Below are 23,581 nucleotides of genomic sequence, written 5' to 3'. Positions count from 1 at the left end.
GTGGGCCCGCTCTCGACCGTTACGCACGGCACGCGGCCACACGCCCGGAGTGCCCTCAGGCGGTGTGCCGGGAGTGCCTCAGGCGGCGGCGCGGGCGCGCTGGTAGGCACCCGGCGGGACCCCGATCGTGCGCTTGAAGTGACGTGTCAGATGCGCCTGATCGGCGAACCCCGTCCGCGTGGCGACCTCCGCAGGGCGCCCGCCCGCGTCCAGCAGCCTGCGGGCCTCCCGGACGCGGACCTGGTTGAGGTAGGCGTGCGGTGGCAGGCCTGTGGCCGTTCGGAACGCACGCAGGAGGGAGAACGGGCGGGCCCCAACCGCCTCGGCCAGTTCCTCTAGGGACGGCGGCTCCACCAGGCGTCCGTGCAAGATGTCTCTGGCCGCGCGAACGGAGTCCGGCATCGCCGAGGAGACCTCTCCCGTTCCCGAGTACTGGGCATGGCGCTGCAACATCCCGGCCAGCGCGGACCGCAGCAATGATGTGGCCGCGAGCGCGTCGCCATGCTCCCCCGCCCTGTGCGCGGCGCTCAGCAGCTGAGCCGCGGCGGGGTCGTGCAGGACGGTCTCCGGAAAGCACGGGGTGCCCTGCGGCAGCCCCAGCTCGGCGGCGACGTCGGCGACGAGCTCCACCGACGGGTACATGCCGCGGTAGCCCCAGCCCTCCGGGTGAACGGCCTGGCCGGTGTGCACGGTGTCCGGGTTGACCACGACGATCGAGCCGGGACCGGCACGCAGCAGGGTGCCGCGATGCTCGAACTCCTCGACGCCTTGCTCGATCACGCTGAAGTTGTAGCCCTCGTGGACATGCCGTCCGAAGCGGTGGGTGATGAAGCGGGCACGGAGCAAATCGACGTTCGGCAGCGCCGGATGCCGCCAGTAGTGCGCCCGTTCTTGACTCATGACACGAAGGGTACCGTCGCCCTCGGATCAAATCGTCTCAATATCTGAGACGATTATTCCGGGGATTGGCGCGTCCACCGAACGCCCCCTACGATCGAGAACATGGATCGTCGTTATTTCAGGTTTACGCAGCCGGCTCTGGTCGAGCCGGTCGGCGCTACCTGAGCGACGACCCCGGAGCCGGCAAAAAGGCAGCGCCCATCCATCGGGCCTGCCTTTTCTTCATTTCAAGACGCGGCTCCGGGCATGGACACCACCCCCTGCGCGGACGCCGCCGCCGCGAGAGAGGGAACCCCGACATGCACGAGCTGATCGACTCCACCGAACCGGCCATCGGCTCACTGGCCGAGGCGCGCGCCGCCATCGACGAGATAGACGCCGCCCTCGCCGTGCTGCTGGAGCGGCGGACCGCGGTGGCGGGGGCCGTGCAGCGCCTCAAGCCGGTGGGGGGCTTCGCGGGCCGCAATCCCGAGCGTGAACGCCAGATCGTCACGGCGATGGCCGAGAAAGCGCCCTCCCTCGGTCCCGAGCGGCTGGCAAGGATCATGAACGCGGTCATCGAGGCGGGCCTGGAGGTCGCCGAGCAACACAGGGCCGAGTAACGCAGGGTCGAGTAACACAGGCCACCCGTCACCCGCGTGCAAGAACGTTCAAGACCGGGCCATACCTGTCTCAATACGGTCACCCGCATGATTTCGACGGATGAGGTCACCACCACAGCCGAAGGGACCGCCGCCGCCTCCGCGGCCCGTTCAGCCGCCGTGCGCGACGGGTTCGGGGTGGGCCTGGCGGTAGGCGTCTCCGGGCTGGCCTTCGGCGCCGCAGCGGTCACCGCCGGGCTGTCGGTGGCCCAGGCGTGCGCGCTCAGCCTGCTGACGTTCACCGGCGCGTCCCAGTTCGCCCTGGCCGGGGTGATCGGCGGCGGAGGCGGGCTGGTGGCCGGAACGCTCGGCGCGGTCCTCCTGGGCGGCCGGAACGCCCTGTACGGCCTGCGCCTGGCGGAGATGCTGCGCGTACGAGGGTGGCGGCGCCTCCTCACGGCCCAAGGCGTCATCGACGAGTCGACCGCGGTCGCCACGGCCCAGCCGGACCGTGAATCGGCCCGCGTCGGCTTCTACGTCACCGCGATCAGCCTCTACCTGACCTGGAACCTCAGCACGCTGGCGGGCGCGGCGGGCGCCTCCAGGCTGGGCGACCCGGACACCTTCGGGCTCGACGCCCTGGGGCCCGCGGTCTTCCTCGCCCTGCTCTGGCCCCGGCTGGCGGCGGGACGCATGGAGATCAAGGTCGCGGCCGCCGCCGCGGTGCTCGCGATCGCCGCCACTCCCCTGCTGCCGCCGGGCGTCCCGGTGATGCTGGCCGCCGCAGCGGCCCTCCTCGGTTTCCTGCCCGGCCGCCGCGCCGAGAGCCGCGCGGGGGGACCGGCGTGAACGTGTGGATCGCGGTGATCGCGACCGGGCTCGGGTGTTACGCCCTCAAGCTCGGCGGACTGGTCACGCCGCAGCGGGTGCTCGACGACCCGCGGGTACGCAGGTTCACCGATCTGGTGCCCGTGGCCCTGCTGACCGCCCTGATCGCGGTCCAGGCCCTGGCCGACGGCCGGGCCCTGGAGTTCGACGGCCCGCGGATGGCGGGCCTGGGCGCGGCGGTCGTGGCCCTGCTGCTGCGCGCCCCGTTCCTCGTGGTGCTCGCGGTCGCCGCCGTCGTGGCCGCCGGACTGCGGCTGCTCCTCTGAACGGGGCTCAGGACTCGTGAACGGGGCTCAGGACTCGTCGGCGACGATCTCCAGGGCCCGGGCCAGGTCATCGGGGTACGGGCTCTCGAACTCGACCCAGTCGCCCCCGGTGGGATGCTCGAATCCGAGCCGCACCGCGTGGAGCCACTGGCGGGTCAGCCCCAGCCGGGCCGCCAGCGTGGGGTCGGCCCCGTAGGCCATGTCCCCCACGCACGGGTGCTTGATCGCGGACATGTGCACGCGGATCTGGTGCGTACGGCCCGTCTCCAGGTCGATGTCGAGCAGCGTGGCGGCGCGGTAGGCCTCGACCGTGTCGTAGTGCGTCACGGAGGGCTTGCCGCCCGCCACCACGGCGAACCGGCCGTCCCCGGACGGATGCCGGTCGATCGGCGCGTCCACCGTGCCCCTGAAGGGATCAGGGTGGCCCTGCACCAGCGCCTGGTAACGCTTGTCGACGCGGCGTTCCTTGAACGCGCGCTTGAGCCGCGAGTAGGCGACCTCGCTCTTGGCCACGGCCATCGCCCCGGTGGTGTTGGCGTCGAGCCGGTGCACGATGCCCTGGCGTTCGGACGCTCCGCTGGTGGCGATGGTGTGCCCGGCGCCGAGGAGCCCGCCCAGGACGGTGGGGCCCGTCCAGCCGGTGGTCGGATGGGCGGCGACACCGATCGGCTTGTTGACCACGACGATGTCGTTGTCCTCGTACAGGATCACCATGCCCGGGACGGGCTCGGCGACCGGAGCGGGCGCGGCGGGCGGGGGCGGGAGGGTCACCTCCAGCCAGGCCCCGCCGTGGACCCGGTCGGACTTGGCGACCTCCCTGCCGTCGACGAGGACGTCACCGGCGGCGATGATGTCGGCCGCCCGCGCCCGGGAGAGGCCGAACAACCGCGCCAGCGCGGCGTCCACCCGTTCTCCCTCCAGGCCGTCGGGCACCGGGAGGCTGCGGACGTCGGCCATCAGGACTGCTCTTCCGGCGTCGCCCCGGCCTCGGGGGCCGCCTTCCGCTCGGCCTGACCGTCGACCTTGCCGTTCGGCACGCCGCCATCGGCAGAACCGTCCGCCTCCACGGCGGGCTTGGGCTCCGCGTCGATCTTGGGCTCTACGGCGGGCTTGGGCTCTACGGCGGGCTTGGGCTCTACGGCGGGCTTGGGCTCTACGGCGGGCTTGGGCTCCACGTCCGCCTTGGGCTCCACGTCCGCCTTGGGCTGTGGGTCCGCATTGGCCTCGGAAGCCCCAGCCTCGGAGGCCTTGTCCTTCTCGTTGTCCTTCTCGTTCGTCAGCCGGGTGCCGTCGAGCTGGAGGCCCCGGGCGGCCAGCAGGACGGCGAGCGCGCCGCCGCACACGATCGCCGAATCGGCGAGGTTGAAGACCGGCCAGTGGGGCAGCTCGATCCAGTCCACGACATGGCCCTTGAGCGGGGCCGGCGCGCGCAGCATCCGGTCGATCAGGTTGCCGACCGCCCCGCCGAGCAGCAGGCCCAGGCAGACCGCCCAGGGCAGGCTGCGCAGGTTGCGCGCGGTGCGCAGGATGGCGATGACCACCCCGCACGCGATCACGGTGAAGATGATCGTGTAGCCGGTCCCGATGGAGAACGCGGCACCGCTGTTGCGCGTCTCGCGCAGCGTCAGCAGGCCGCCCAGCAGCTTGATCGGCTCCTTGTCCTGCAAGGCCGCCACGACGATGATCTTGGAGACCACGTCGAGGGCCAGCGCGGCCAGCGCGACCAGGATCAGGACGCCGATACGGCGCGGCCGAGGGGATCCCGCAGATCCCTCGGCCGCGCTCTTGGAGTCTGTGTTGTCGCTCAGCGACGTTCCTCGCGTTGTTTGCATGTCACACATAGGGTCGCACGTGGAAAGGCCTGCAAGCGCCCTTTGCCGATCGGCCTGCCGCATGATTCGCAGATCCCGTACGTGCCGGCGTCCATCCGCTCGATGGCCCGCTCGTTCTGGGCGAGCAGGTCACGCGCGTTGTTGACGAGGGCCATCTCGTGCTCGCGCTCGTAGGTCTTGGCGCCCACGTCGGCCTGGTCGTCGCCCGCGCCGTCGGTGGCGTCCCCGTCGGCGATCTGCGTCGCGGCGGCGGCGATCTCCTCGCCCAGCGCGGTGATCTCCTCCCCCAGGGCCGACCGGACCTCGGCGACCTCCTCCTCGGTCCAGCGGTCCTCACCCTCGCGGACCGGCAGTCTCGCGGCCTTGGCCGGCGCCTTCGCGGCGGCGGAGACCTTCGAAGCGGGCTTCGGCGCGTCCGCCTTGCCCTTAGGCGCCGTGGAAGCCTTTGTGGAACGGGCTTTGGTGGCGGGCGCCTTCGTGGCCGGGGTCTTTTTGGCGGGGGCCTTTTTGGCAGGCGAACGTTTTCCCTGAGCCGTCCCCTTCGGCGGCGGCGTGCCGTTCCCCGCGCCGGCCATGTCGGTCCCCCTCGCGCTGATCTCCTCGACAGGCAGTGCGGGCAGCATAAGTCCCCTTTCGCGGCACGGCAAACAACCCGTCCTCACCCGACGACCTTGGTCGACTACACGCGGCATATGCCCGGTGACGGCTGGACAAGAACCCATGAAGAGGTCGATCTCTTTGGTGACCTGCGCCACATCGTTCCCCGGAAACCCAGGTCGGCGGATAAGGGGAAGAGTTTCCCGCGCGGGTGCGTTAAGGTCGCAGCGAGCAGTCTCATCGGCGCGGCCATGATGGGGACAACTGCCGCCGCAAGCAGCCATGAGCGATCCGGGGACGGTGCGAGCCCGGAGGCGGGCCCGGCGGTCTGATCACCCCTGAGCCGCCGGAAGAACCGCCCCTGCGCCGGCACACGGCACATCGGGGCACAGTAGACCCGGCCGCCCGAGACTCGAACGAAGCGGGCCGTCTCGATTCGACATGACTCAGACGGCCAAGGAGGGTGGTACCGCGGGGCCCCGCCAGGGCGTCTCGTCCCTCCGGACACGAAGCAGGCACATGCTCATGCGTCGATCCGGAGGTTGAACCCACGTGAGCCGTCAGTTCCGGCCCCTGCCCGCGCAGGTGGACCTGCCCGCCCTCGAGCGGGACATGCTGCGCCGCTGGCAGGAGAACAAGGTCTTCGAGCGGTCGCTCGAGCGCACCGCGTCCGGGCCGCGCTGGGGCTACTACGAGGGCCCGCCCACCGCCAACGGCATGCCCGGCGTCCACCATGTCGAGGCCCGCGTCTTCAAGGACGTCTTCCCGCGTTTCAAGACCATGAAGGGCTTCCACGTCGCGCGCAAGGCCGGCTGGGACTGCCACGGCCTGCCCGTCGAGGTCGCCGTGGAGAAGGAGCTCGGCCTCACCGGCAAGAAGGACATCGAGGCCTACGGCGTCGCCGAGTTCAATGCGCGCTGCCGCGAGTCGGTGCTCCGGCACGTCGACGCGTTCGAAGAGATGACCGAGCGGATGGGTTTCTGGGTCGACATGTCCCAGGCCTACCGGACCATGGACCCCGAGTACGTCGAGTCCGTCTGGTGGTCGCTCAAGACCGTCTTCGACAAGGGGCTGCTGTTCCGCGACTTCCGCATCACCCCGTACTGCCCGCGCTGTGGCACCGGCCTGTCCGACCACGAACTCGGCCAGCCGGGCGGCTACGAGACGATCTCCAGCCCGTCGGTGTACGTGCGGATGCCGGTCACCTCCGGCCCGCTCGCCGAGCTGAACGCCGCCCTGCTCATCTGGACCACCACGCCGTGGACACTGGTGTCCAACACCGCCGTCGCGGTGCACCCCGACGTCACCTATGTCGCCGCCCGCTCGGCCGGCTCAGACGAGGTGCTCGTGGTCGCGGAGCCGCTGCTGGAGCAGGTGCTGGGCGAAGACGCCGAGCGCCTCGCCACGTACCAGGGCCGCGAGCTCGAACACACCGCCTACGCGCGCCCGTTCGAGCTCGTCGACATCCCCGATGCGCACTACGTGGTGCTCGGCGACTACGTCACCGTCGAGGACGGCACGGGCCTCGTCCACCAGGCGCCCGCGTTCGGCGCGGACGACATGACCGTCTGCAAGGCCTACGGCATGCCGATCGTCAACCCGATCGGCCCGGACGGGAAGTTCCTGCCCGACGTGCCGCTCGTCGGCGGGACGTTCTTCAAGGACGCCGACGAGGCGCTCACCGCCGACCTCAAGGCACGGGGTCTGCTGTTCCGCGGCGACCACTTCGAGCACAGCTACCCGCACTGCTGGCGCTGCCACACGGCGCTGCTCTACTACGCGCTCCCGGCCTGGTACATCCGGACCACGCAGATCAAGGACCGGCTGCTCCAGGAGAACGAGAAGACCAACTGGTTCCCCGAGACGGTGAAGGAAGGCCGGTACGGGGAGTGGCTCCGCAACAACGTCGACTGGTCGCTGTCGCGCAGCCGCTACTGGGGCACGCCGCTCCCGCTGTGGGTGTGCAGCGAGAACGACGACCACATCACGTGCGTCGGCTCCCTCAAGGAGCTGGGTGAGCTCGCCGGGCAGGACCTCGACAAGCTCGACCCGCACCGTCCGTACGTGGACGACGTCACGATCCCGTGCGGTGCCCGTGTCGGAGACGCGGCCGACAGCACGTGCGGGGCCGAGGCCCGGCGTGTGCCGGACGTGATCGACGTCTGGTACGACTCGGGCTCGATGCCGTTCGCCCAGTGGGGCGCGCCGCACCGCAACAAGGAGATCTTCGAGGAGTCCTACCCGGCGCAGTTCATCTGCGAGGCGATCGACCAGACCCGCGGCTGGTTCTACTCGATGATGGCGGTCGGCGCGCTCGTCTTCGACCGGTCGTCGTACGAGAACGTCCTGTGCCTGGGCCTGATCCTCGCCGAGGACGGCCGCAAGATGAGCAAGCACCTCGGCAACGTGCTGCAGCCCATCCCGCTGATGGACGACCACGGCGCCGACGCGCTGCGGTGGTACATGCTGTCCAGCGGCCTGCCCTGGGCCAACCGCAAGATCGGCCACAACGCGTTGGAAGAGGTCGTCCGCAAGGTCCTCCTCACGTACTGGAACACCGCCTCGTTCTTCATCCTCTACGCCAACGCGGCGGCCGCCCAGGGCCAGGCCTGGACGCCGGACCGCCTCGCCGAGGCCCCGGCGCCCGCCGACCGCCCGCTCCTGGACCGCTGGGCCCTGGCCGAGCTTCACCGCACGGTCAAGGAGGTCGACTCCGCCCTTGAGGAGTTCGACACCGCCCGCGCCGGACGCCGCCTGGCCGAGTTCGTCGACGACCTGTCCAACTGGTACGTGCGGCGCTCCCGCCGCCGCTTCTGGGACGGCGACGACGCCGCGTTCGCCACGCTCTACGAGTGCCTGGAGACCCTCACCCGCCTGATGGCGCCGATGGTCCCCTTCGTCACCGACCACGTGTGGGACGTGATCCGTCCCGCCGACGCCCCCGAGTCGGTCCACCTCACCGACTGGCCCGCCGTGAACGAGGAGCTCCTCGACCCGGCCCTCACCACCCAGATGGCCCTCGTCCGGCGCCTGGTGGAGCTCGGCCGCTCGGCCCGCGCCGCCAGCGGCGTGCGCACCCGCCAGCCGCTCGGCCGTGCTCTGGTGGGCGCCCCGGCATGGGCCGACCTGCCCGTGGAGCTCCGCGCCCAGATCTCCGAGGAGCTCAACGTGCTGGCGTTCGAGGAGCTCTCCTCGATCGGCGGCGACCTGGTCGAGTACGAGGTGAAGCCGAACTTCCGCGAGCTCGGCAAGCGCTACGCCAAGGACACCCCGGCGGTCGCCAAGGCCGTCACCAGCGCCGATCCGACGTGGGTGGTCACCACCCTGCGCGCCGACGGAACGGTCACCCTGGACACCGGGATCGGCGCCCAGACGCTCTCCTCCGACGACGTGATCGTCACGGAACGGCCCCGCACCGGCTGGGCCGTGGAGAGCGCCGCGGGCGAGACCGTCGCCCTCGACCTGGAGCTCACACCCGAACTCCGCCGCGCGGGCCTGGCCCGTGAGGCGGTCCGGCTGATCCAGGAAGGCCGCAAGTCGAGCGGGCTGGAGGTCACCGACCGGATCGAGCTCTGGTGGAGGGCCGCCGGTGGCGACCTCGCCGAGGCACTCCGGGGCCACGCGACCGAGATCGGCACGGAGGTCCTGGCCGAGTCCGTCCAGGAGGGCAAGGCCGCCGGCCTCCCTGCGCACCGCGACGACGAACTGGGTCTGACCTTCTGGCTCCGCAAGGTCTAGGCGATTTTCGCGCGGCCTGGAAAGGCCTCGCACCGGCACATCCGGACACGCGCATCCGGGTCAGGCGCCCGCCTGGCCCTGATGCGCGTGACATTTCCGTCCTGGGCCCTTTTTCGAGACACATCGCGTTTGAGATGATGGCTCGCGTGAACGACTCTGAGAACCTCCGCGCGTCCGACGCCGACCGCGACCGGGTCGCCGACCGGCTGCGCGAGGCCCTCGCCGAGGGCCGCATCACGCCGGAGGAGCACGGCGAGCGCATCGACGTGGTCTACCAGGCCAAGACCTACGCCGACCTGGAGCCGGTCCTGCGGGATCTCCCCGGCGAGACCGGCCCCGCGGTCCGCCTCACCAAGGACGGGCTCACCAGGGACGCGCTCGCCAGGGATCCGCTTAACGGGGACGCGGCCGAGCCACCGCCCGCCCCACAGTCCACCAGCATTGTGGCGGTCTTCGCTGGCGCCGACCGCCGCGGCCGCTGGCTCGTCGAACCGCAGACGAACGTCAGCTGCGTCTTCGGCGGCGTGGAGCTCGACTTCCGGCGGGCGGTGCTCTCCCAGCGCGAGGTCACCGTCAACATCACCTGCATCTTCGGCGGCGTCGACGTCACCGTCCCCCCGGGCGTCCGCGTCATCAACTCCAACTCGGCCGTCTTCGGCGGCGTGAGCCTCCCCGAGGACGACGACCTCGGCCCCGACGCCCCGACCATCCGCCTGACCGGCTTCACCCTCTTCGGCGGCGTGGACGTGCACCGCCGCGAGCCCGGCGAGAAGCGCCGCCGCGAAGCGGTCCGCGAACTCCACCGCGAACTCCACCATCAGCACCGCGAAATCCACCACGACCGCCGCGAGCGTCTCCGGGAGCTCCGGGAGGCGCGACGCTCCGCCCGCCGCAACCACTCCTGACACCTGGACCGGGTCAGTCCCGGGCGCGCTCCTTGTCGGGCTGGCAGACCAGGCACGGGGTGCAGCCGCGGGCCTTGGCCTCCGCGCGGGAGAGCGCCTCGAGGTCGTCGGCCTCGTCGCCGATGTCCTCGATGAGGGCGCAATCGGTGCGGTGGTAACGCTTGGTGCCGCTGAGGATCCGCACCTGCGGGCCCTCGTCGGGCTCGGCGGAAGCGCGGGGCTTGGGCGGGGCGGCTTCCTGCTTCGCCTCGCCTGCGGGCGGCTCGGCGGCGACGGGGCGGTCGGTCACCGTCCGCTCGACCAGCGACGGGCTCGGGTCAGATGGGCTCGGGTCAGACGGCCTCGGGTCAGGCTTGGACGCGGCCCGTGCGATGTCACCGACCGGCGAGGCGGGCGCGGGCCAGGCTGACGGGAGGCCCGAGCCGGAGTCGGCGGGCTTCTCCGCGGGCTTGCGCTGGGCGGGCTTGGCCGCGGCCTGTGTGATGTCTTGCACCGGGGCGGGCGCCGTAGGGGCCGCTGATGCGGACGGCTGGGGCTCCCGAGGAGCCGCCGGGCCCTTCGCCGGTGTCGCCTGCGGCTTGGCCGGGGCACCCTTCGACGGGGTGCGGGGAAGCTCAGCCGTCTTGGCCTTCGCCTCTGCGGAGGCCGCAGGGACCGACACCGCGGCGCGCGCCGCCAGTGCGGTGTCGGGCATGCAGGCCGTGCAGGGGCTGAAGCCCTCTTCCTTGGCCTCGACGTAGGTCAGCTCTTCCTTGTCACGACCGGCGAGCTGACGGCAAGTGCTGAGGTGGTAACGCTTGCGACCGCGGACCACGAAGACCACGGCGTCATCCGGGACGTTGGCCGGAGGAGCGGGGATGGTGACCTCGGTGTCGGCGGGCTCGTCCTTGGCGGGAGCCGTCTTGGTCCGCACCGGGGGGGCCTTCTTGCTCTTGCTCTTCCGCTTGTTCTTGGCGGCGGACGGCACCGCTCCCGCGCCGAACAACTCCTTGCGCCGCAGGAACACCCCGAGGGCCAGGCACAACGCGGACACGACACTGACGGCGATCGAGATGTAGATCACCACCAGCGCGTCCAGCCCGAGGACCTGTGCACTCTCTCCGTTGCCGGCCACGATGCCCGCGACCAGCAGGGCGATGGCGACGACGACGAGGACGCCACTCAGGATGATCAAGGGTCTCTCCCTCTATCAGGCGCACGCTCCGGGCCGCCTGCACCTAATGAACAGGCCCGGAGGCGACCAACGACGTTCCGGAACGCCGAACGCCGCCGGGATGGCTACGGCGCCATCCGCGGCGCGGCGGTCGGGAAGACACTATCGCCTGAGCGATGCGCCTCAACGCCTCTCGTGCGGCGGGTTGTCGCCGCCCGAGTGGAACGCGCCGGTGGCCGAGTGCTGGACCTGCTGGCTGTGCTGAGCGGGCTCCGCGGGCGGCGGGAACGGCGCGGGGCCGGTCGCCGTCGAGCCGGCGGTGCCGTTGCGGTTTTCCGCGTGCGGGATGGCGTTCTGCGGGCCGGTCTGGGTGCCCGCCTGAACGCTCTGGCCGCCGGGAGGGGGCGGGAATCCGCCTGCCTCGGCGCTGCCCGCCTCCAGGTCGCGCAGCTGGCCCTCCAGGTAGACCTTCAGGCGGCTGCGGTATTCCCGTTCGAAGGCGCGCAGGTTGTCGACCTCACGCTCAAGCTCCTCGCGCTGCTGCACGAGGGAACCCATGACCTGGCGGTGCCGCTCCTGGGCGTCGCGGTCGAGGGCCTCGGCGCGCGAGCGGGCCTCGCTGACGATCTGGTCGGCCTGCCGGCGGGCCTTGCCGAGGATCTCCTCGGCCTCGCGGCGGGCACGGCCGAGCGTCTCGTCCGCCTCGCGGCGGGCGTCGGCGATCGCCTGGTCGGCGGTCTGCTGCGCCAGCGCGAGCACGCGCGCCGCGGTGTCCATGTTGTCCTCGCCGGACGGGGCGGACATGCCGAGGCCCCCCATGACGGGCTCGGGCTCGGGCTGCGGCTGCGGCTCGGGCCGGGGAGGCTCGGGGATCTTGGCGACGTCGGGCTTGGGCTCCACGATCGGGGCGGCCATCGCGGGGACCTTGCCGCGCAGGCACTCGGCCAGCTTCGCGCGCAGCTCCTCGTTCTCCTGGATGAGGCGGTCGAGCTCAGCCTCGACCTCGTCGAGGAAGGCGTCCACCTCCTCCTCGTCGTACCCCGGCCTCAGCCTGGTGGTACTGAACTGCTTGTTCCGCACATCGGCGGGTGTCAGCGGCATGTTCGTCTCCTTGGCGCGCTTGGAGTCTGTCCCAAAGGACGGTATCCGATCAGAGCTCCCGGACGAAGATGATCATGACCCAGACCACAAGGATGAGGACCGTGAAGCTGAGATCGAGTGCCACGTTACCGAGACGTATGGGTGGGATGAAACGTCTCAGGAGCTTCAGTGGCGGATCGGTGACGGTGTAGGTCGCCTCCGCGATCACGAGCACCACCCCCGTGGGACGCCATGAACGCGCGAACGACTGCAGGACTTCGAGGATCAACCTCCCGATCAGGAAGAGGAGGAAGATGTAAAGCAGTGCGCTCAGCACGGTTCCAACGATTGTCACGGACACTCTCGCATGTGGCTGTCAGCTTTGGTTGAAGAATCCTCGTTCTGCCATCCGGGCCTTGTCCTCGGCCGTCACCTCCACGTTGGCAGGTGACAGAAGGAACACCTTGTTCGTAACACGCTCGATGCTCCCATGCAGGCCGAATACGAGACCTGCCGCGAAGTCGACGAGACGCTTGGCGTCGCTGTCGACCATCTCGGTCAGGTTCATGATCACCGGCGTTCCCTCACGGAAATGCTCCCCGATGGTCCTTGCCTCGTTGTAGGTCCTTGGATGCAGCGTAGTGATACGAGCAAGGTCTGTGGTACCCGACTCGTACAGCGCTACCGACCGCTGCCCGCCGGTCGACGGAGCGTGATGATCACGATCCCGGTCCGCGCCGTCCTCCGCTCGGGTAAGCTGCGCCGCGGACTCGTCGTCCCGGAGCCGGCCCTGCCGCCCCGAGCCCGGATCGGCCTCGTCGTCGTACACCTCGTACTCGTCGTAATCGTCGTACTTGGCGTACTTGTCGTCGTATCGGTCGTCCTCCACAAGGCCGAGGTAGACCGCCATCTTGCGCATCGCGCTGGCCATATGCCCCTCCGTCGTCCTGTGGGCCCCGGCGCCCCGGCACCGCGATCGGACCGATCCGACCGGCCCGGAGGCGCCCCCGGGCCGGTGTGGCCTGCCGTTTCGGCAGGTACCACTGGGGGGACATTACCTGACGATTGCCCGTCGGCCGCCGAGCAACGCCGTACCAACACGTACGTGTGTCGCACCACATGCGATCGCGGGCTCCAGATCACCGCTCATACCCGCCGAGATGACCCTTGCCGCGGGGTGCGATTCCCCTACCCTCGCCGCGATGCGGGCCAGCCGCGCGAACGCCTCGGCCGGGTCCCCGCCCAGAGGTGCGACCGCCATGACGCCGTCCAGCTCCAGGCACTCGGCCGCCGCGATCTCGTCGGCCAGCGTGAGCACGGCGTCCGGTGCGGCGCCGCCCCGGTCTTCCCGTTCGTCCAGCGACACCTGGACGAGGCAGCGCAACCGCCGGCCGGCTCTCCCGGCGGCGCGGTCCAGCGCGGTCACCAGTTTGGAGCGATCCACCGAATGCACGACGTCGGCGTACGACGCCACCGAACGGACCTTGTTGGTCTGCAGCTGACCCACGAAATGCCAGGTCAATGGGAGGCCTTCACATGCGGCCGCCTTGGGGGCCGCATCCTGGTCGCGGTTTTCGGCGACGTCGGCCACGCCGAGCTCGGACAGCAGCCGCACGTCCGACGCGGGGAAGGTCTTGGTCACCGCGACCAGCGTGATCTCATCCGCGTCGCGGCCGGCCGCGGTGCAGGCTGCCTCGATCCGCTTGCGGACCTCGGCCAGATTGGCCGCCAGCTCGTCTCTGCGTGCTTCAGTCATCTTGCTGCGTTCTTCAGTCATCTTGCTGCGTGCTTCAGCGTCAGCCATCGCCGCCGCCCCTGAGCCAGACATATCCAGCGAACCGCCCTGTCCGGCCCTCGCGGCGGAACGAGAAGAGCTCGCCGCTCTCGATCGTGCACCGGGGGTCGATCCGCACGTCGGTCACCCCCACGGCGGCGAGCTGCGCCGCGATCCCGGCCCGGATGTCGAGTCCGGGAGTACCGGCCGTCGTGGTCGCGTACGCCTCGGGCACGGCCTCGGCGACCTCGTCGCGCATCTCGGCGGGCACCTCGTAGCAACCCCCGCACGCCGCCGGGCCGATGGCCCCGCGGATCCGTGCGGGGTCGGCGCCCTTGGCGCACATCTGCTCGACCAGGGCCGGGACCACCCCGGCGGCCGTCCCGGGCCGGCCCGAGTGCGCGGCGCCGACGACGCCCGCCGCGTGGTCGGCGAGCAGCACCGGCGCGCAGTCGGCGACGAGGACCGCCAGGGCCAGCCCCGGCTCCGTCGTCACGATCGCGTCCACCGGCGGGATCCCGTCGCCGCCCTCCGGGGAGGCGGGACCGGTGACGAACGCGACGTCCGCGCCGTGGACCTGGCGCATCCAGACGGTGCGCGCCGGGTCGATGCCGAGGGCGGCGGCGGCGCGACCCCGGTTGTCACGCACCGAGGCGGCGTCGTCTCCGACGGCGCCGCCCAGGTTGAGAGAGTCGTACGGGGCCCGGCTCACGCCGCCCGCGCGTGCGGTGAACGCCGCGCCGACACCCGCGCCCAGCCCGACGTTCGTGATCACTTGAGGAAGAGGAAGTCGGGGACGTCGAGATCGTCGTCCTCGTCGAACACGACCGGGCGCCGGCGCGGGCCGGTCGAGGCCGAGCCGCTCTCGCTGTCGCCGGCATGCACCCGCGCCGGGGCGGGCTCGGCCGATGGGCGCGGGGCGGGCGGACGCGGCGCGGGCTCGGTGCCGTCGTCGGCCGGAGCGCCGGACCCGCCGGAAGACTGCGACTCGTCCCGCGACGACCGGCCGTCACCGCCCTGCTGTGGCCGCTCGGGCTCCGCACGCGGCGGGGCCGGTGCGGAAGGCGCCGGCGGGGCGGGGGCCGGAGCGGGCGCCGCCGCGGCCTGGGCGACGGTCTGCTGCCCGGCCGGCTGGGGCGCGGGCTCCGAACGGCCCACCCGGCTCGGAATCGGGTTGGACGGCGCCGCGGGCGGTGTCGGGGGCGGGGGCACCGGACGCGGCGGCGGCGGCACCCGCTTGGCCTCCGGCTCAGGAGCCGGCTTGGTAGGGCGCCCCTCGTCAAAACCCGCCGCGATCACCGTCACCCGGACCTCGTCGCCGAGCGCGTCATCGATGACCGCACCGAAGATGATGTTCGCGTCCGGCGCGGCCGCGTTCGACACCAGCTGCGCCGCCTCGTTGATCTCGAACAGGCCCAGATCGGACCCGCCGGAGATCGACAGCAGCACGCCGTGCGCACCGTCGATGCTGGCCTCCAGCAGCGGGCTGGAGATCGCCATCTCGGCGGCGGCCACGCTGCGGTCGTCGCCGCGGGCCGAGCCGATGCCCATGAGTGCCGAGCCCGCGCCGGACATGACCGACTTGACGTCGGCGAAGTCCAGGTTGATCAGGCCCGGTGTGGTGATCAGGTCGGTGATGCCCTGGACACCGGACAGGAGCACCTGGTCGGCGGCCTTGAACGCGTCCAGCACGCTGACCTGCCGGTCGGAGATCGACAGCAGCCGGTCGTTGGGGATCACGATGAGGGTGTCGACCTCGTCGCGCAGCGTCTCGATGCCGGCCTCGGCCTGCATCGCCCGCCGCTTGCCCTCGAAGCTGAACGGGCGGGTCACCACGCCGATCGTGAGGGCGCCCAGTGACCGCGCGATGTTGGCCACGACGGGCGCGCCGCCGGTGCCGGTGCCGCCGCCCTCCCCCGCCGTCACGAACACCATGTCGGCGCCCTTGAGGACCTCTTCGATCTCCTCACGATGGTCTTCGGCGGCCTTGCGGCCCACGTCCGGGTTGGCCCCGGCTCCCAGGCCGCGGGTGAGCTCACGCCCCACGTCCAGCTTCACGTCGGCGTCACTCATCAGCAGCGCCTGGGCGTCAGTGTTGATCGCGATGAACTCGACGCCCTTGAGTCCCTCCTCGATCATCCGGTTGACGGCATTGACGCCGCCGCCGCCGATACCGACGACTTTGATGACCGCGAGGTAATTCTGCGGTGCTGCCACGACGAGGGGCCTTTCCGCTCGCTCTATCCAACCGGCCGGCCCGGATTCCGTGCCGCTGCCATGTTCCTGACCTGGTCTTGCTCTGGTGCGGATCGGGGCGGTGTAGGACCACCCAAACCCTCACCCTCAACTTGAGGCTTACAGTTATGTCAACCTGAAGACTGATACGGACAGTAGGGCGGGCTTACCGCCAGGGTCAACTAACCTCCCGCCAACTACACCGGCGTGTCGCAGTGCGCGCCACTTGCCCTGGTTGGCGAACCAAGGGCGGTGGACCGCGCCTCGCCTTACCCGGGACATCAGACCTCATTCTCCTTGTGAGCCGGCAGTGCTTGTGAGCCGGCACTGCACGCCCGGCTTTCGCACCTGCGGCCGCGCTTGCGTCAAGCGTGCCCCATTGGGCGGCCGGAATCCCCGCGACACACGCACGGGACCAGACTCCGGCGCTCAGCGGGTGGTCACCACTTCCGGAGAGCTCACGTCGATCGTCCGTGCGGCCCGTCCGGCGGCGGTGCGCTGGAGGGCGTCGAGGAGACGCAGCTTCTCACTGGAGCGTTCGCCGGAACCCCAGACGACGGTGAGGCCGCCGGTCAGGCGGAGCGTGACGGACTCGGGGGTGGGGGCCTCCACCTCGGTCAGGCTCTTGCTGAGACGGGGCGGAAGGGCGTCCACGACGCGCAGGGCGGCGAGAGTGGCCGGGTCGGTCGGGCCCGGGGCGGTCGCCGTCAGGCCGGGCATGCGGCCCGGCCGGACGGGGGTGTCAGTGACGATCACGCCGTGCTTGTCGAGCTGGTAGAAGCGGGCGGCGCGTTCGACGGTGACGAGCGGCACACGTTCACGGACGACGATCCGCACCGTGCCGGGCCAGTGCCGTTCGATCCGGGCGGACTCGACCTCGCGCAGCTTTTCCACGCGCGCGCGGACCGAACCCGTGCCAAGGCGGGCCATGGGGCCGCCGAGGCGGATCCCCGCAGCGGCAACCACCCGGTCGCGTGGAGCGAGCTTGGTGCCGGTGACCTCGACGTGGCGGACGACCAGGAGCCGGGAGCCGAGCAGGACCCAGGCCGCCGCGCCGAGCAGGCTGACCACCAGGAGGGTGACGAAAAGCACCTTCCAGCGGCCGGCCCGCTGACGTTCGGCGGACACCGGCCGGCCCGGGTCTGATGGCTCGTCGGCACGATCCTCGATCGCCGATTCCCGGCCCGTCCCCATCTCAGTCACCTATGAGGCGGCGATCAGGTCGAGGATCTTGGGCCCCAGCAGGGTGACGTCGCCCGCACCGAGGGTGATGACGACGTCGCCGGGACGGGCGAGCGCGGTGACCGTCTCGGGGACCTCGTCCCAGACCGGGGCGTAGACGGTCTCGGTGCCCGCCGGGACGGCGTCGGCCACGAGCTTGCCGGTCACACCGGGCTCGGGATCTTCACGCGCGCCGTACACGTCCAGCACCACCGCCACGTCAGCCAGCGCGAGGGCCTCGCCGAACTCCGCGGCGAAGAAACGGGTGCGGCTGTAGAGGTGCGGCTGGAAGACAGCGATGATCCTGGCGGCGCCGATCTGGTCGACGTAGTCGCGGGTGGCTTCCAGGTCGGCCGAGAGCTCGGTCGGGTGGTGGGCGTAGCTGTCGAAGACCTCGACGCCGCCCGCCTTGCCCTTGGGCTCCAGGCGGCGCATCGCCCCGCCGAAGGCGGTCAGGCCCCGGAGGACGTCGGCCAGGTCACGGCCGAGCGCCCGTGCCACCGCGACCACCGCGGTGGCGTTGAGCATGTTGTGGCGGCCCGGGACGCCGAGCGCGACCTCGCCCAGGCCTTCGATCTCGAAGCGGGAGCCCAGCCCGCGCGGAGTGAATCCGGTCACGCGGAGATCGGCGCCGGCCGCCTCGCCGTAGGTGACGACGGTGAGGCCGCGCTCGCGCGCCTGGACGGCCAGCTCCATCGCGACGGGGTCGTCGGCGCCGGCGACGAGGGTGCCGCCCGGCTCGATCCGTTCGACGAAGCGGGCGAAGTTCTCCTTGACCTTCTCGAAGCCGCCGTAGTTGTCGAGGTGGTCGGCCTCGACGTTGGTGATGATCGCGATGTGCGGGGTGTACATGAGGAACGAGCCGTCGCTCTCGTCGGCCTCGGCCACGAAGACGTCGCCGGTGCCCTCGTCCGCGCCGAGGCCGGTGGTGACCAGCTGGCCGCCGATGCAGTAGGAGGGGTCGGCCCCCGCGTGCTGCAGCGCGACGGTCAGCATCGACGTCGTCGTGGTCTTGCCGTGCGTGCCCGCCACCGCGACCGCTCGCCGGCCGGCCATCAGCGAGGCCAGCGCGGCCGAACGGTGCAGCACGCGCAGGCCGCGCTCGCGGGCGGCGACGAGCTCGGGGTTGGTGTCCCTGATCGCGGTGGACACCACGACCGTGTCGGCCTCGCCGACGTAGGCCGCGTCGTGCCCCACGAACACCTTGGCGCCGAGGTCGCCGAGCTGCCCCAGCAGCTCGGAGTCGCGCGCGTCGCTGCCGGAGACGGCGATGCCGCGCTTGAGCATGATGCGGGCGATCCCGGACATGCCGGCCCCGCCGATCGCGATGAAGTGAACCGCTCCCAGCTCATCGGCCGGCACGATCTCGCCAGGACTGATCAGATTCATCCCGTAACGCTCATCCCCTCGTCGTGAGTTGTCTCACGACCCCCTAGTGCTGTCGCCCCGACGCGCGGACCACGTCGTACACCATCTTGGCCAGCGCCACGTCGGCGTCGCGCCGGCCCATCCGCCCGGCCGCCTCCGACATGTGGGCCACCCGGCCCGGGTCGGCCAGCACCGGCAGCAGGCTGTGCGCGATCCACTCCGGCGTGAGCTCGGCGTCGTCGACGAGCAGCCCGCCGCCCGCGGCGACGATCGGCTCGGCGTTGAGCCGCTGCTCGCCGTTGCCGATCGGCAGCGGCACGTAGACCGCGGGCAGGCCGACCGCGGTCAGCTCGGCGCAGGTCATCGCCCCCGCCCGGCACATGGCCATGTCCGCCGCCGCGTAGGCCAGGTCCATCCGGTCACAGTACGGGATGGTGACGTACTGGGGGCCGCCGGCGGACGGCTCGGGCTCCTCGGTGTTCTTGGGTCCGACGATGTGCAGGACCTGGATCCCGGCCTGCCGGAACGCGGGGGCGGCGGCGACCGCGGCGCGGTTGAGCGACCGGGCGCCCTGCGAGCCGCCGAAGATCAGCAGCGTCGGGAGGTCGGGCATCAGCCCGAAGTAGGAACGGGCCTTGTCGCCCATCGCCAGCCGGTCCAGCGTGGCGATCTCGCGGCGCAGCGGGATGCCGACGAACGTGGCGCCCGGCAGCGGGGAGTCGGCGTGCGAGACCGCGACGTGGTCGGTGAAGCGGGCGCCGAGCTTGTTGGCCAGGCCCGGCTTGGGGTTGGCCTCGTGGACGATGATCGGGACCTTGCGCTTGCGCGCCGCCAGATAGCCGGGGGTGGCGACGTAGCCGCCGAAGCCGACGAGAATGTCGGCCTGGGCCTGGTCGAGGACGTTCGCCGCCGCGTTGATCGCGCCGCGCAGCCGGCCGGGCACCGACAGCAGCTGCGGAGTCAGCGTGCGCGGCAGCGGCACCGGCGGGATCAGGGCGAGCTGGTAGCCGCGCTGCGGGACGAGCCGGGTCTCCAGACCCCGTTCCGTGCCCAGACAGGTGATCCCGACGTTGGGATCGTTGCGGCGCAGCGCGTCAGCGAGGGCCAGGGCGGGCTCGATGTGTCCGGCGGTGCCGCCGCCGGCCAGGACAACCCTCATGCTCGTTGACAACTCCTCAAAGTGTCGATCAGCGGATTCAACGCCGTGCCAGGCCCAGCCAGCTTAGGGCCCGCGAGACCGGACCGGGACCCCGCGCCGCCAGTGCCTGGCGCGCCCCCGGCTCCCGTTTGGCGAACGCCAGCAGTACGCCCAGCACGATCAGTGTCGGGATCAGCGCCGAACCGCCGTAGGAGACCAGCGGGAGCGGGATTCCCGTGATGGGAAGCACACCGATCACCGCCCCGATGTTGACGATCGCCTGCACCACGAGCCACGCGGTCGCCCCGGCCGCGGCGAGGCGGGTGAACGGATCCTTCACCCTCCTGGCGATCCGCAGCCCGGCGTACGCCAGCAGCCCGAACAGACCCAGCACTACGAGCGTACCGACCAGGCCGAACTCCTCTCCGACGATCGCGAAGATGAAGTCCGTTTCGGCATGGGGAAGATAGTCCCATTTGGCCCGCCCCTCGCCCAGGCCCGTGCCGAACCAGCCCCCGGAGGCCACCGCGAACAAACCCTGCCGCCCCTGGTAGTTGCTCGTCAGCTGGTTGCCCGAGGGGTCGAGGAAGCCGGTGAGCCGCTGCATGCGGTACGGCTCGACCACGATCAGGATCGACACCAGCAGGCACACCAGCCCGGCGATGCCGACGAACAGCCGCGCGGGTGCCCCCACGACCCACAGCAGCGCCAGGAAGATCGTGAGGAGGACCAGGGTCGTGCCGAGGTCGTTCCCCAGCATCACCAGGAGGACCAGCAGCCCCGCGCCGGGAAGCAGGGGCACGAGCAGCGGCCGCCACTCGGTGAGCTGGCCTAGCCGTTCCTTGCGGGCCAGCAGGTCGGCGCCCCAGAGCACCAGGCCCAGCTTGGCGGGTTCGGACGGCTGGATCTGCATCGGCCCGAGGCTGATCCAGCGCGTGGCGCCGCCCGCCGTACGGCCGAGGCCCGGCACCAGCACCAGGATCAGCGCGACGATGGACAGCAGCAGGAGCGGGTACGCCAGCGCACGGATCGCCTTGACGGGCATGCGGGAGGCGAGCCACATGCCGGGCAGCCCGAACACCACCCACATCGCCTGCTTCTGGAACAGCGTGTAGGCCGATCCGGTCTCCTGCAGTTGCTTCACGCTGGACGCCGACAGCACCATCGTGAGCCCCAGCGCCAAGAGCATCATGGAACAGCCCAGCACCAGGTAGTACGAGGTGAGCGGGCGGTCCAGAAGCCCTACGGCGGCGACGACCTGCTCGCGCGGTCCGGAACGCCCCGAGGCCTTTTCCGTGGAGGGCAGGTCCTTGGACGACGGGTCCTTGGACAGGTCCTTGGCCGGTACAGCGGTCATGCCCGCTCCACTACCGTCGCTCGGAAAGCCGCCGTACCGCGGCGGCGAAGGCGTCGCCGCGCGCTCCGTAACTGGTGAACATGTCGAACGAGGCTCCGGCGGGGGCCAGGAGCACGGTGTCCCCGGGCTGTGCCAGGGCGGAGGCTTCACTAACGACGCGGTCCATCGCCCCAGTGTCGGTGCCGGAGACGTCGACGACCGGGACCTCCGGCGCGTGTCGCGCGAGTGCGGTGGCGATTTGTGCCCGATCGGCCCCGAGGAGCACGACGGCGCGCAGCCGGTCGGCGCAGGAACGCACCAGATCGTCGACGTCGGCGCCCTTCAGCAGCCCCCCGGCGATCCAGACGGCCGACCGGCAGGCGGCCAGCGAGGACGCGGCGGCGTGCGGGTTGGTCGCCTTGGAGTCGTCGACGTAGTCCACGCCCGCGAGCGTGGCGACATGGGCGATGCGGTGCGGGTCGGGCACGAACTCCCGCAGTCCCGCCCGGACGGCCTCGGGCGGGACGCCGAAGGCACGGGCCAGGGCGGCCGCGGCGAGCGCGTTGGCGACGTTGTGCGGCGCGAACGGCCGGACGTCGGCCAGCGCGGCGAGCTCGGCGGCCTCGTGCTCGGGGTCGGGGACCAGTGCCCGGTCGACGAGCAGATCCTCGACGACGCCGAGCTGGCCGGGCTGCGGGACGGCGAGCGTGAAGCCGATGGCTCCCTCGCCGCCGAGCCGCACGGAGACGGGGTCGTCGGAGTTGACCACCGCGACCGTCCCGGGAGCGTAGATCTTGCCCTTGGCGGCGGCGTAGGCCTCGAAGGAGCCATGCCAGTCGAGGTGGTCGGGCGCCACGTTCAGAACGGCGGCGGCGAACGGGGTGACGGTGCTCGACCAGTGGAGCTGGTAGCTCGACAGCTCCACGGCGAGGACGTCGTGCTTTTCCAGCACAGCCTCGACGATGGGGGTGCCGACGTTGCCGACCGCGAGCGTCCGGTGCCCGGCGGCTTCGAGGATGCACGCGAGCATCCGTACCGCCGTGGTCTTGCCGTTAGTACCCGTCAGCGCCAGCCAAGGCGCACTGCCCTCAGCACGGAGCCTCCAAGCCAACTCCACCTCGCCGATGATCTCGATCCCGGCCCGCGCCGCCGCGGCCAGCAGCGGCACGTCCGGACGCCAGCCCGGCGAGGTGACCACGAGGTCGATGGCGTCCGGGAGGGTCTCGCCGTCGCCGAGCCGTACGGTGACCGACGATCCGTGCGCATCGGCCCACGCCGCCAGCTCGGCCGCGTGGCCGCGGAGTGCCTCATCGTCACGGCCCTCGACGACCGTCACGTGCGCGCCGCGTTCGGCGAGCACGCGGGCCGCTGCCCGGCCCGAGACGCCGAGCCCCGCGACGCAGACGCGCAAACCCTCCCAGGTGGAACTCACCGCTTGGGCATCCATTCCAGGTAGAACAGCCCGAGGCCGATCGCCACGAAGAGCGCCGACATCAGCCAGAACCGGACGACGATCGTGGTCTCGGCCCAGCCCGACAGCTCGAAGTGGTGCTGGAGGGGTGCCATCTTGAAGACCCGTTTGCCGGTCATCTTGAAGCTGCCGACCTGGATGATCACGGACATCGTGATCATCACGATCAGGCCGCACAGGATGGCCAGCAGGAACTGGGTGTGGGTGAGGATCGCCAGGCCGACCAGCACGCCGCCCAGGGCGAGCGAGCCGGTGTCGCCCATGAAGATCTTGGCGGGCGGGGCGTTCCACCACAGGAAGCCGAACACGCCGCCGAGCACCGCCGCCGCGACGACCGCGAGGTCGAGGGGGTCGCGCACGCTGTAGCAGCCGGGGGCGAGGCCGTAGTCGTAGCAGCTGTTGCGCAGCTGCCAGTTGCCGATGATGACGTACGCGGCGAGCACCATCCCGGCCGGGCCGGCGGCCAGGCCGTCCAGCCCGTCGGTGAGGTTGACGCCGTTGGACATCGCCGCGATCAGCAGCAGCGCCCAGACCACGAAGAGGTACGGGCCGATCGACCACTCGAAGTCGCGCAGGAACGACAGGTGCGGGGACGCCGGGGTGATGTCGTACCCGTTGGGGAAGTTGAGGGAGGCGATCGCGAAGATCACGCCGACCACCACGATGCCGACCATCTTGGCGCCGCTGCGCAGGCCGAGGCTGCGCTGCTTGAACACCTTGATGTAGTCGTCGACGAAGCCGACCAGCCCGAGGCCGGTCATCAGGAAGAGCACCAGGAAGCCCGAGACGGTCGGGATCGACCGGGTGGCCAGGTGCGCCACGGAGTAGCCGACGAGCGAGCCGACGATGAACACCGTGCCGCCCATGGTGGGCGTGCCCCGCTTGTTGAGGTGGGCCTCCGGGCCCTCCTCGCGGATCATCTGCCCGTAGCCCAGCCGGTTGACGATGCGGATCCACACCGGCGTGCCGACCATGACGAACACCAGGGCCACGCCGGCGGCGATGATGATGTTGGTCATGGCGCCGCCTTGTCTGGACCGAGGAGGGAGGAACGACCGACGAGGGAAGACAAGGCGTCAAAGCGCCATGACCCGGAGC

Annotated in this window: 22 protein-coding genes; 5 read left to right on the top strand and 17 right to left on the bottom strand. The window is 71.1% G+C overall.

Going from position 1 to position 23,581, the window contains the following annotated elements:
- Positions 1-78: 78 nt before the first annotated feature.
- The gene (locus ACH34W_RS07075) at positions 79-900 is read right to left on the bottom strand and encodes an AraC family ligand binding domain-containing protein (RefSeq protein ID WP_395959885.1); all 822 of its coding nucleotides are present in this window, start codon (positions 898-900) and stop codon (positions 79-81) included.
- 299 nt (positions 901-1,199) lie between these two features.
- Here ACH34W_RS07075 and ACH34W_RS07070 point away from each other — a divergent pair, with 299 nt between their 5' ends.
- From ACH34W_RS07070 to ACH34W_RS07060, 3 genes are all read left to right on the top strand, one after another.
- Positions 1,200-1,502, top strand: coding sequence for a chorismate mutase (locus ACH34W_RS07070; RefSeq protein WP_395959884.1), 303 nt, complete (start codon positions 1,200-1,202; stop codon positions 1,500-1,502).
- Between the two features lie 87 nt (positions 1,503-1,589).
- Complete coding sequence (locus ACH34W_RS07065) at positions 1,590-2,330, top strand: AzlC family ABC transporter permease (protein ID WP_395959883.1); 741 nt, start codon at positions 1,590-1,592, stop codon at positions 2,328-2,330.
- On the top strand, positions 2,327-2,635 hold the full coding sequence (locus ACH34W_RS07060; protein ID WP_395959882.1) for an AzlD domain-containing protein: 309 nt from the start codon (positions 2,327-2,329) through the stop codon (positions 2,633-2,635). The genes ACH34W_RS07065 and ACH34W_RS07060 overlap by 4 nt, the downstream gene beginning before the upstream one ends.
- Positions 2,636-2,662: 27 nt before the next feature.
- On the opposite strand, the gene ACH34W_RS07055 is transcribed toward ACH34W_RS07060, so the two are convergent.
- From ACH34W_RS07055 to ACH34W_RS07045, 3 genes are read right to left on the bottom strand one after another with little or no spacing between them, the layout of a single operon-like run.
- Positions 2,663-3,592 carry an RluA family pseudouridine synthase gene (locus tag ACH34W_RS07055; protein WP_395959881.1) on the bottom strand — a complete coding sequence of 310 codons (930 nt, stop codon included), beginning with the start codon at positions 3,590-3,592 and terminating at the stop codon, positions 2,663-2,665.
- Positions 3,592-4,467, bottom strand: coding sequence for a signal peptidase II (gene lspA, locus ACH34W_RS07050; protein ID WP_395959880.1), 876 nt, complete (start codon positions 4,465-4,467; stop codon positions 3,592-3,594). Before lspA ends, ACH34W_RS07055 begins: the two co-directional genes overlap by 1 nt.
- A complete protein-coding gene (locus tag ACH34W_RS07045) occupies positions 4,440-4,820 on the bottom strand; it encodes a TraR/DksA family transcriptional regulator (RefSeq protein WP_395960066.1) in 381 nt (126 codons plus the stop codon). Before ACH34W_RS07045 ends, lspA begins: the two co-directional genes overlap by 28 nt.
- Before the next feature lie 796 nt (positions 4,821-5,616).
- Between ACH34W_RS07045 and ileS the strand changes: the two genes are divergently transcribed.
- Together ileS and ACH34W_RS07035 are read left to right on the top strand one after the other, a co-directional pair.
- On the top strand, positions 5,617-8,802 hold the full coding sequence (ileS, locus tag ACH34W_RS07040; protein ID WP_395959879.1) for an isoleucine--tRNA ligase: 3,186 nt from the start codon (positions 5,617-5,619) through the stop codon (positions 8,800-8,802).
- Between the two features lie 146 nt (positions 8,803-8,948).
- Entirely contained in the window at positions 8,949-9,707 is a 759-nt protein-coding gene (locus ACH34W_RS07035) for a DUF1707 domain-containing protein (RefSeq protein ID WP_395959878.1), read from the top strand.
- 13 nt (positions 9,708-9,720) lie between these two features.
- Here the strand turns inward: ACH34W_RS07035 and ACH34W_RS07030 are convergent, their stop codons facing one another.
- The 13 genes from ACH34W_RS07030 to mraY all read right to left on the bottom strand — a co-directional run bounded on the left by ACH34W_RS07030 (position 9,721) and on the right by mraY (position 23,502).
- The gene (locus ACH34W_RS07030; RefSeq protein ID WP_395959877.1) at positions 9,721-10,881 is read right to left on the bottom strand and encodes a hypothetical protein; all 1,161 of its coding nucleotides are present in this window, start codon (positions 10,879-10,881) and stop codon (positions 9,721-9,723) included.
- A gap of 162 nt (positions 10,882-11,043) precedes the next feature.
- A complete protein-coding gene (locus ACH34W_RS07025; RefSeq protein WP_395959876.1) occupies positions 11,044-11,961 on the bottom strand; it encodes a DivIVA domain-containing protein in 918 nt (305 codons plus the stop codon).
- A 49-nt stretch (positions 11,962-12,010) separates the two neighbouring features.
- On the bottom strand, positions 12,011-12,295 hold the full coding sequence (locus tag ACH34W_RS07020; RefSeq protein WP_395959875.1) for a YggT family protein: 285 nt from the start codon (positions 12,293-12,295) through the stop codon (positions 12,011-12,013).
- Between the two features lie 21 nt (positions 12,296-12,316).
- Entirely contained in the window at positions 12,317-12,871 is a 555-nt protein-coding gene (locus ACH34W_RS07015) for a cell division protein SepF (protein WP_395959874.1), read from the bottom strand.
- 123 nt (positions 12,872-12,994) lie between these two features.
- Positions 12,995-13,696: a YggS family pyridoxal phosphate-dependent enzyme gene (locus ACH34W_RS07010; protein ID WP_395959873.1), complete on the bottom strand. Its 702-nt coding sequence runs from the start codon at positions 13,694-13,696 to the stop codon at positions 12,995-12,997.
- Positions 13,697-13,736: 40 nt separating this feature from the next.
- Positions 13,737-14,489: a peptidoglycan editing factor PgeF gene (gene pgeF / locus ACH34W_RS07005; RefSeq protein ID WP_395959872.1), complete on the bottom strand. Its 753-nt coding sequence runs from the start codon at positions 14,487-14,489 to the stop codon at positions 13,737-13,739.
- Complete coding sequence (gene ftsZ, locus ACH34W_RS07000) at positions 14,486-15,931, bottom strand: cell division protein FtsZ (RefSeq protein ID WP_395959871.1); 1,446 nt, start codon at positions 15,929-15,931, stop codon at positions 14,486-14,488. The genes pgeF and ftsZ overlap by 4 nt, the downstream gene beginning before the upstream one ends.
- Positions 15,932-16,378: 447 nt before the next feature.
- Entirely contained in the window at positions 16,379-17,143 is a 765-nt protein-coding gene (locus tag ACH34W_RS06995) for a cell division protein FtsQ/DivIB (RefSeq protein WP_395959870.1), read from the bottom strand.
- 9 nt (positions 17,144-17,152) lie between these two features.
- Positions 17,153-18,559: a UDP-N-acetylmuramate--L-alanine ligase gene (gene murC, locus ACH34W_RS06990; protein WP_395959869.1), complete on the bottom strand. Its 1,407-nt coding sequence runs from the start codon at positions 18,557-18,559 to the stop codon at positions 17,153-17,155.
- 43 nt (positions 18,560-18,602) lie between these two features.
- Positions 18,603-19,697: an undecaprenyldiphospho-muramoylpentapeptide beta-N-acetylglucosaminyltransferase gene (gene murG / locus ACH34W_RS06985; RefSeq protein WP_395959868.1), complete on the bottom strand. Its 1,095-nt coding sequence runs from the start codon at positions 19,695-19,697 to the stop codon at positions 18,603-18,605.
- A gap of 37 nt (positions 19,698-19,734) precedes the next feature.
- The gene (gene ftsW / locus ACH34W_RS06980; protein ID WP_395959867.1) at positions 19,735-21,033 is read right to left on the bottom strand and encodes a putative lipid II flippase FtsW; all 1,299 of its coding nucleotides are present in this window, start codon (positions 21,031-21,033) and stop codon (positions 19,735-19,737) included.
- 10 nt (positions 21,034-21,043) lie between these two features.
- On the bottom strand, positions 21,044-22,459 hold the full coding sequence (gene murD / locus ACH34W_RS06975) for a UDP-N-acetylmuramoyl-L-alanine--D-glutamate ligase (protein WP_395959866.1): 1,416 nt from the start codon (positions 22,457-22,459) through the stop codon (positions 21,044-21,046).
- Complete coding sequence (gene mraY / locus ACH34W_RS06970) at positions 22,441-23,502, bottom strand: phospho-N-acetylmuramoyl-pentapeptide-transferase (protein WP_395959865.1); 1,062 nt, start codon at positions 23,500-23,502, stop codon at positions 22,441-22,443. Before mraY ends, murD begins: the two co-directional genes overlap by 19 nt.
- Between the last annotated feature and the right edge of the window lie 79 nt (positions 23,503-23,581).

The organism is Actinomadura sp. 6N118 (genome assembly GCF_044326415.1).
Classification (GTDB): domain Bacteria; phylum Actinomycetota; class Actinomycetes; order Streptosporangiales; family Streptosporangiaceae; genus Spirillospora.
Note: the sequence above shows the minus strand (reverse complement) of the source record. Positions and strands in the feature narration are given on the sequence as shown.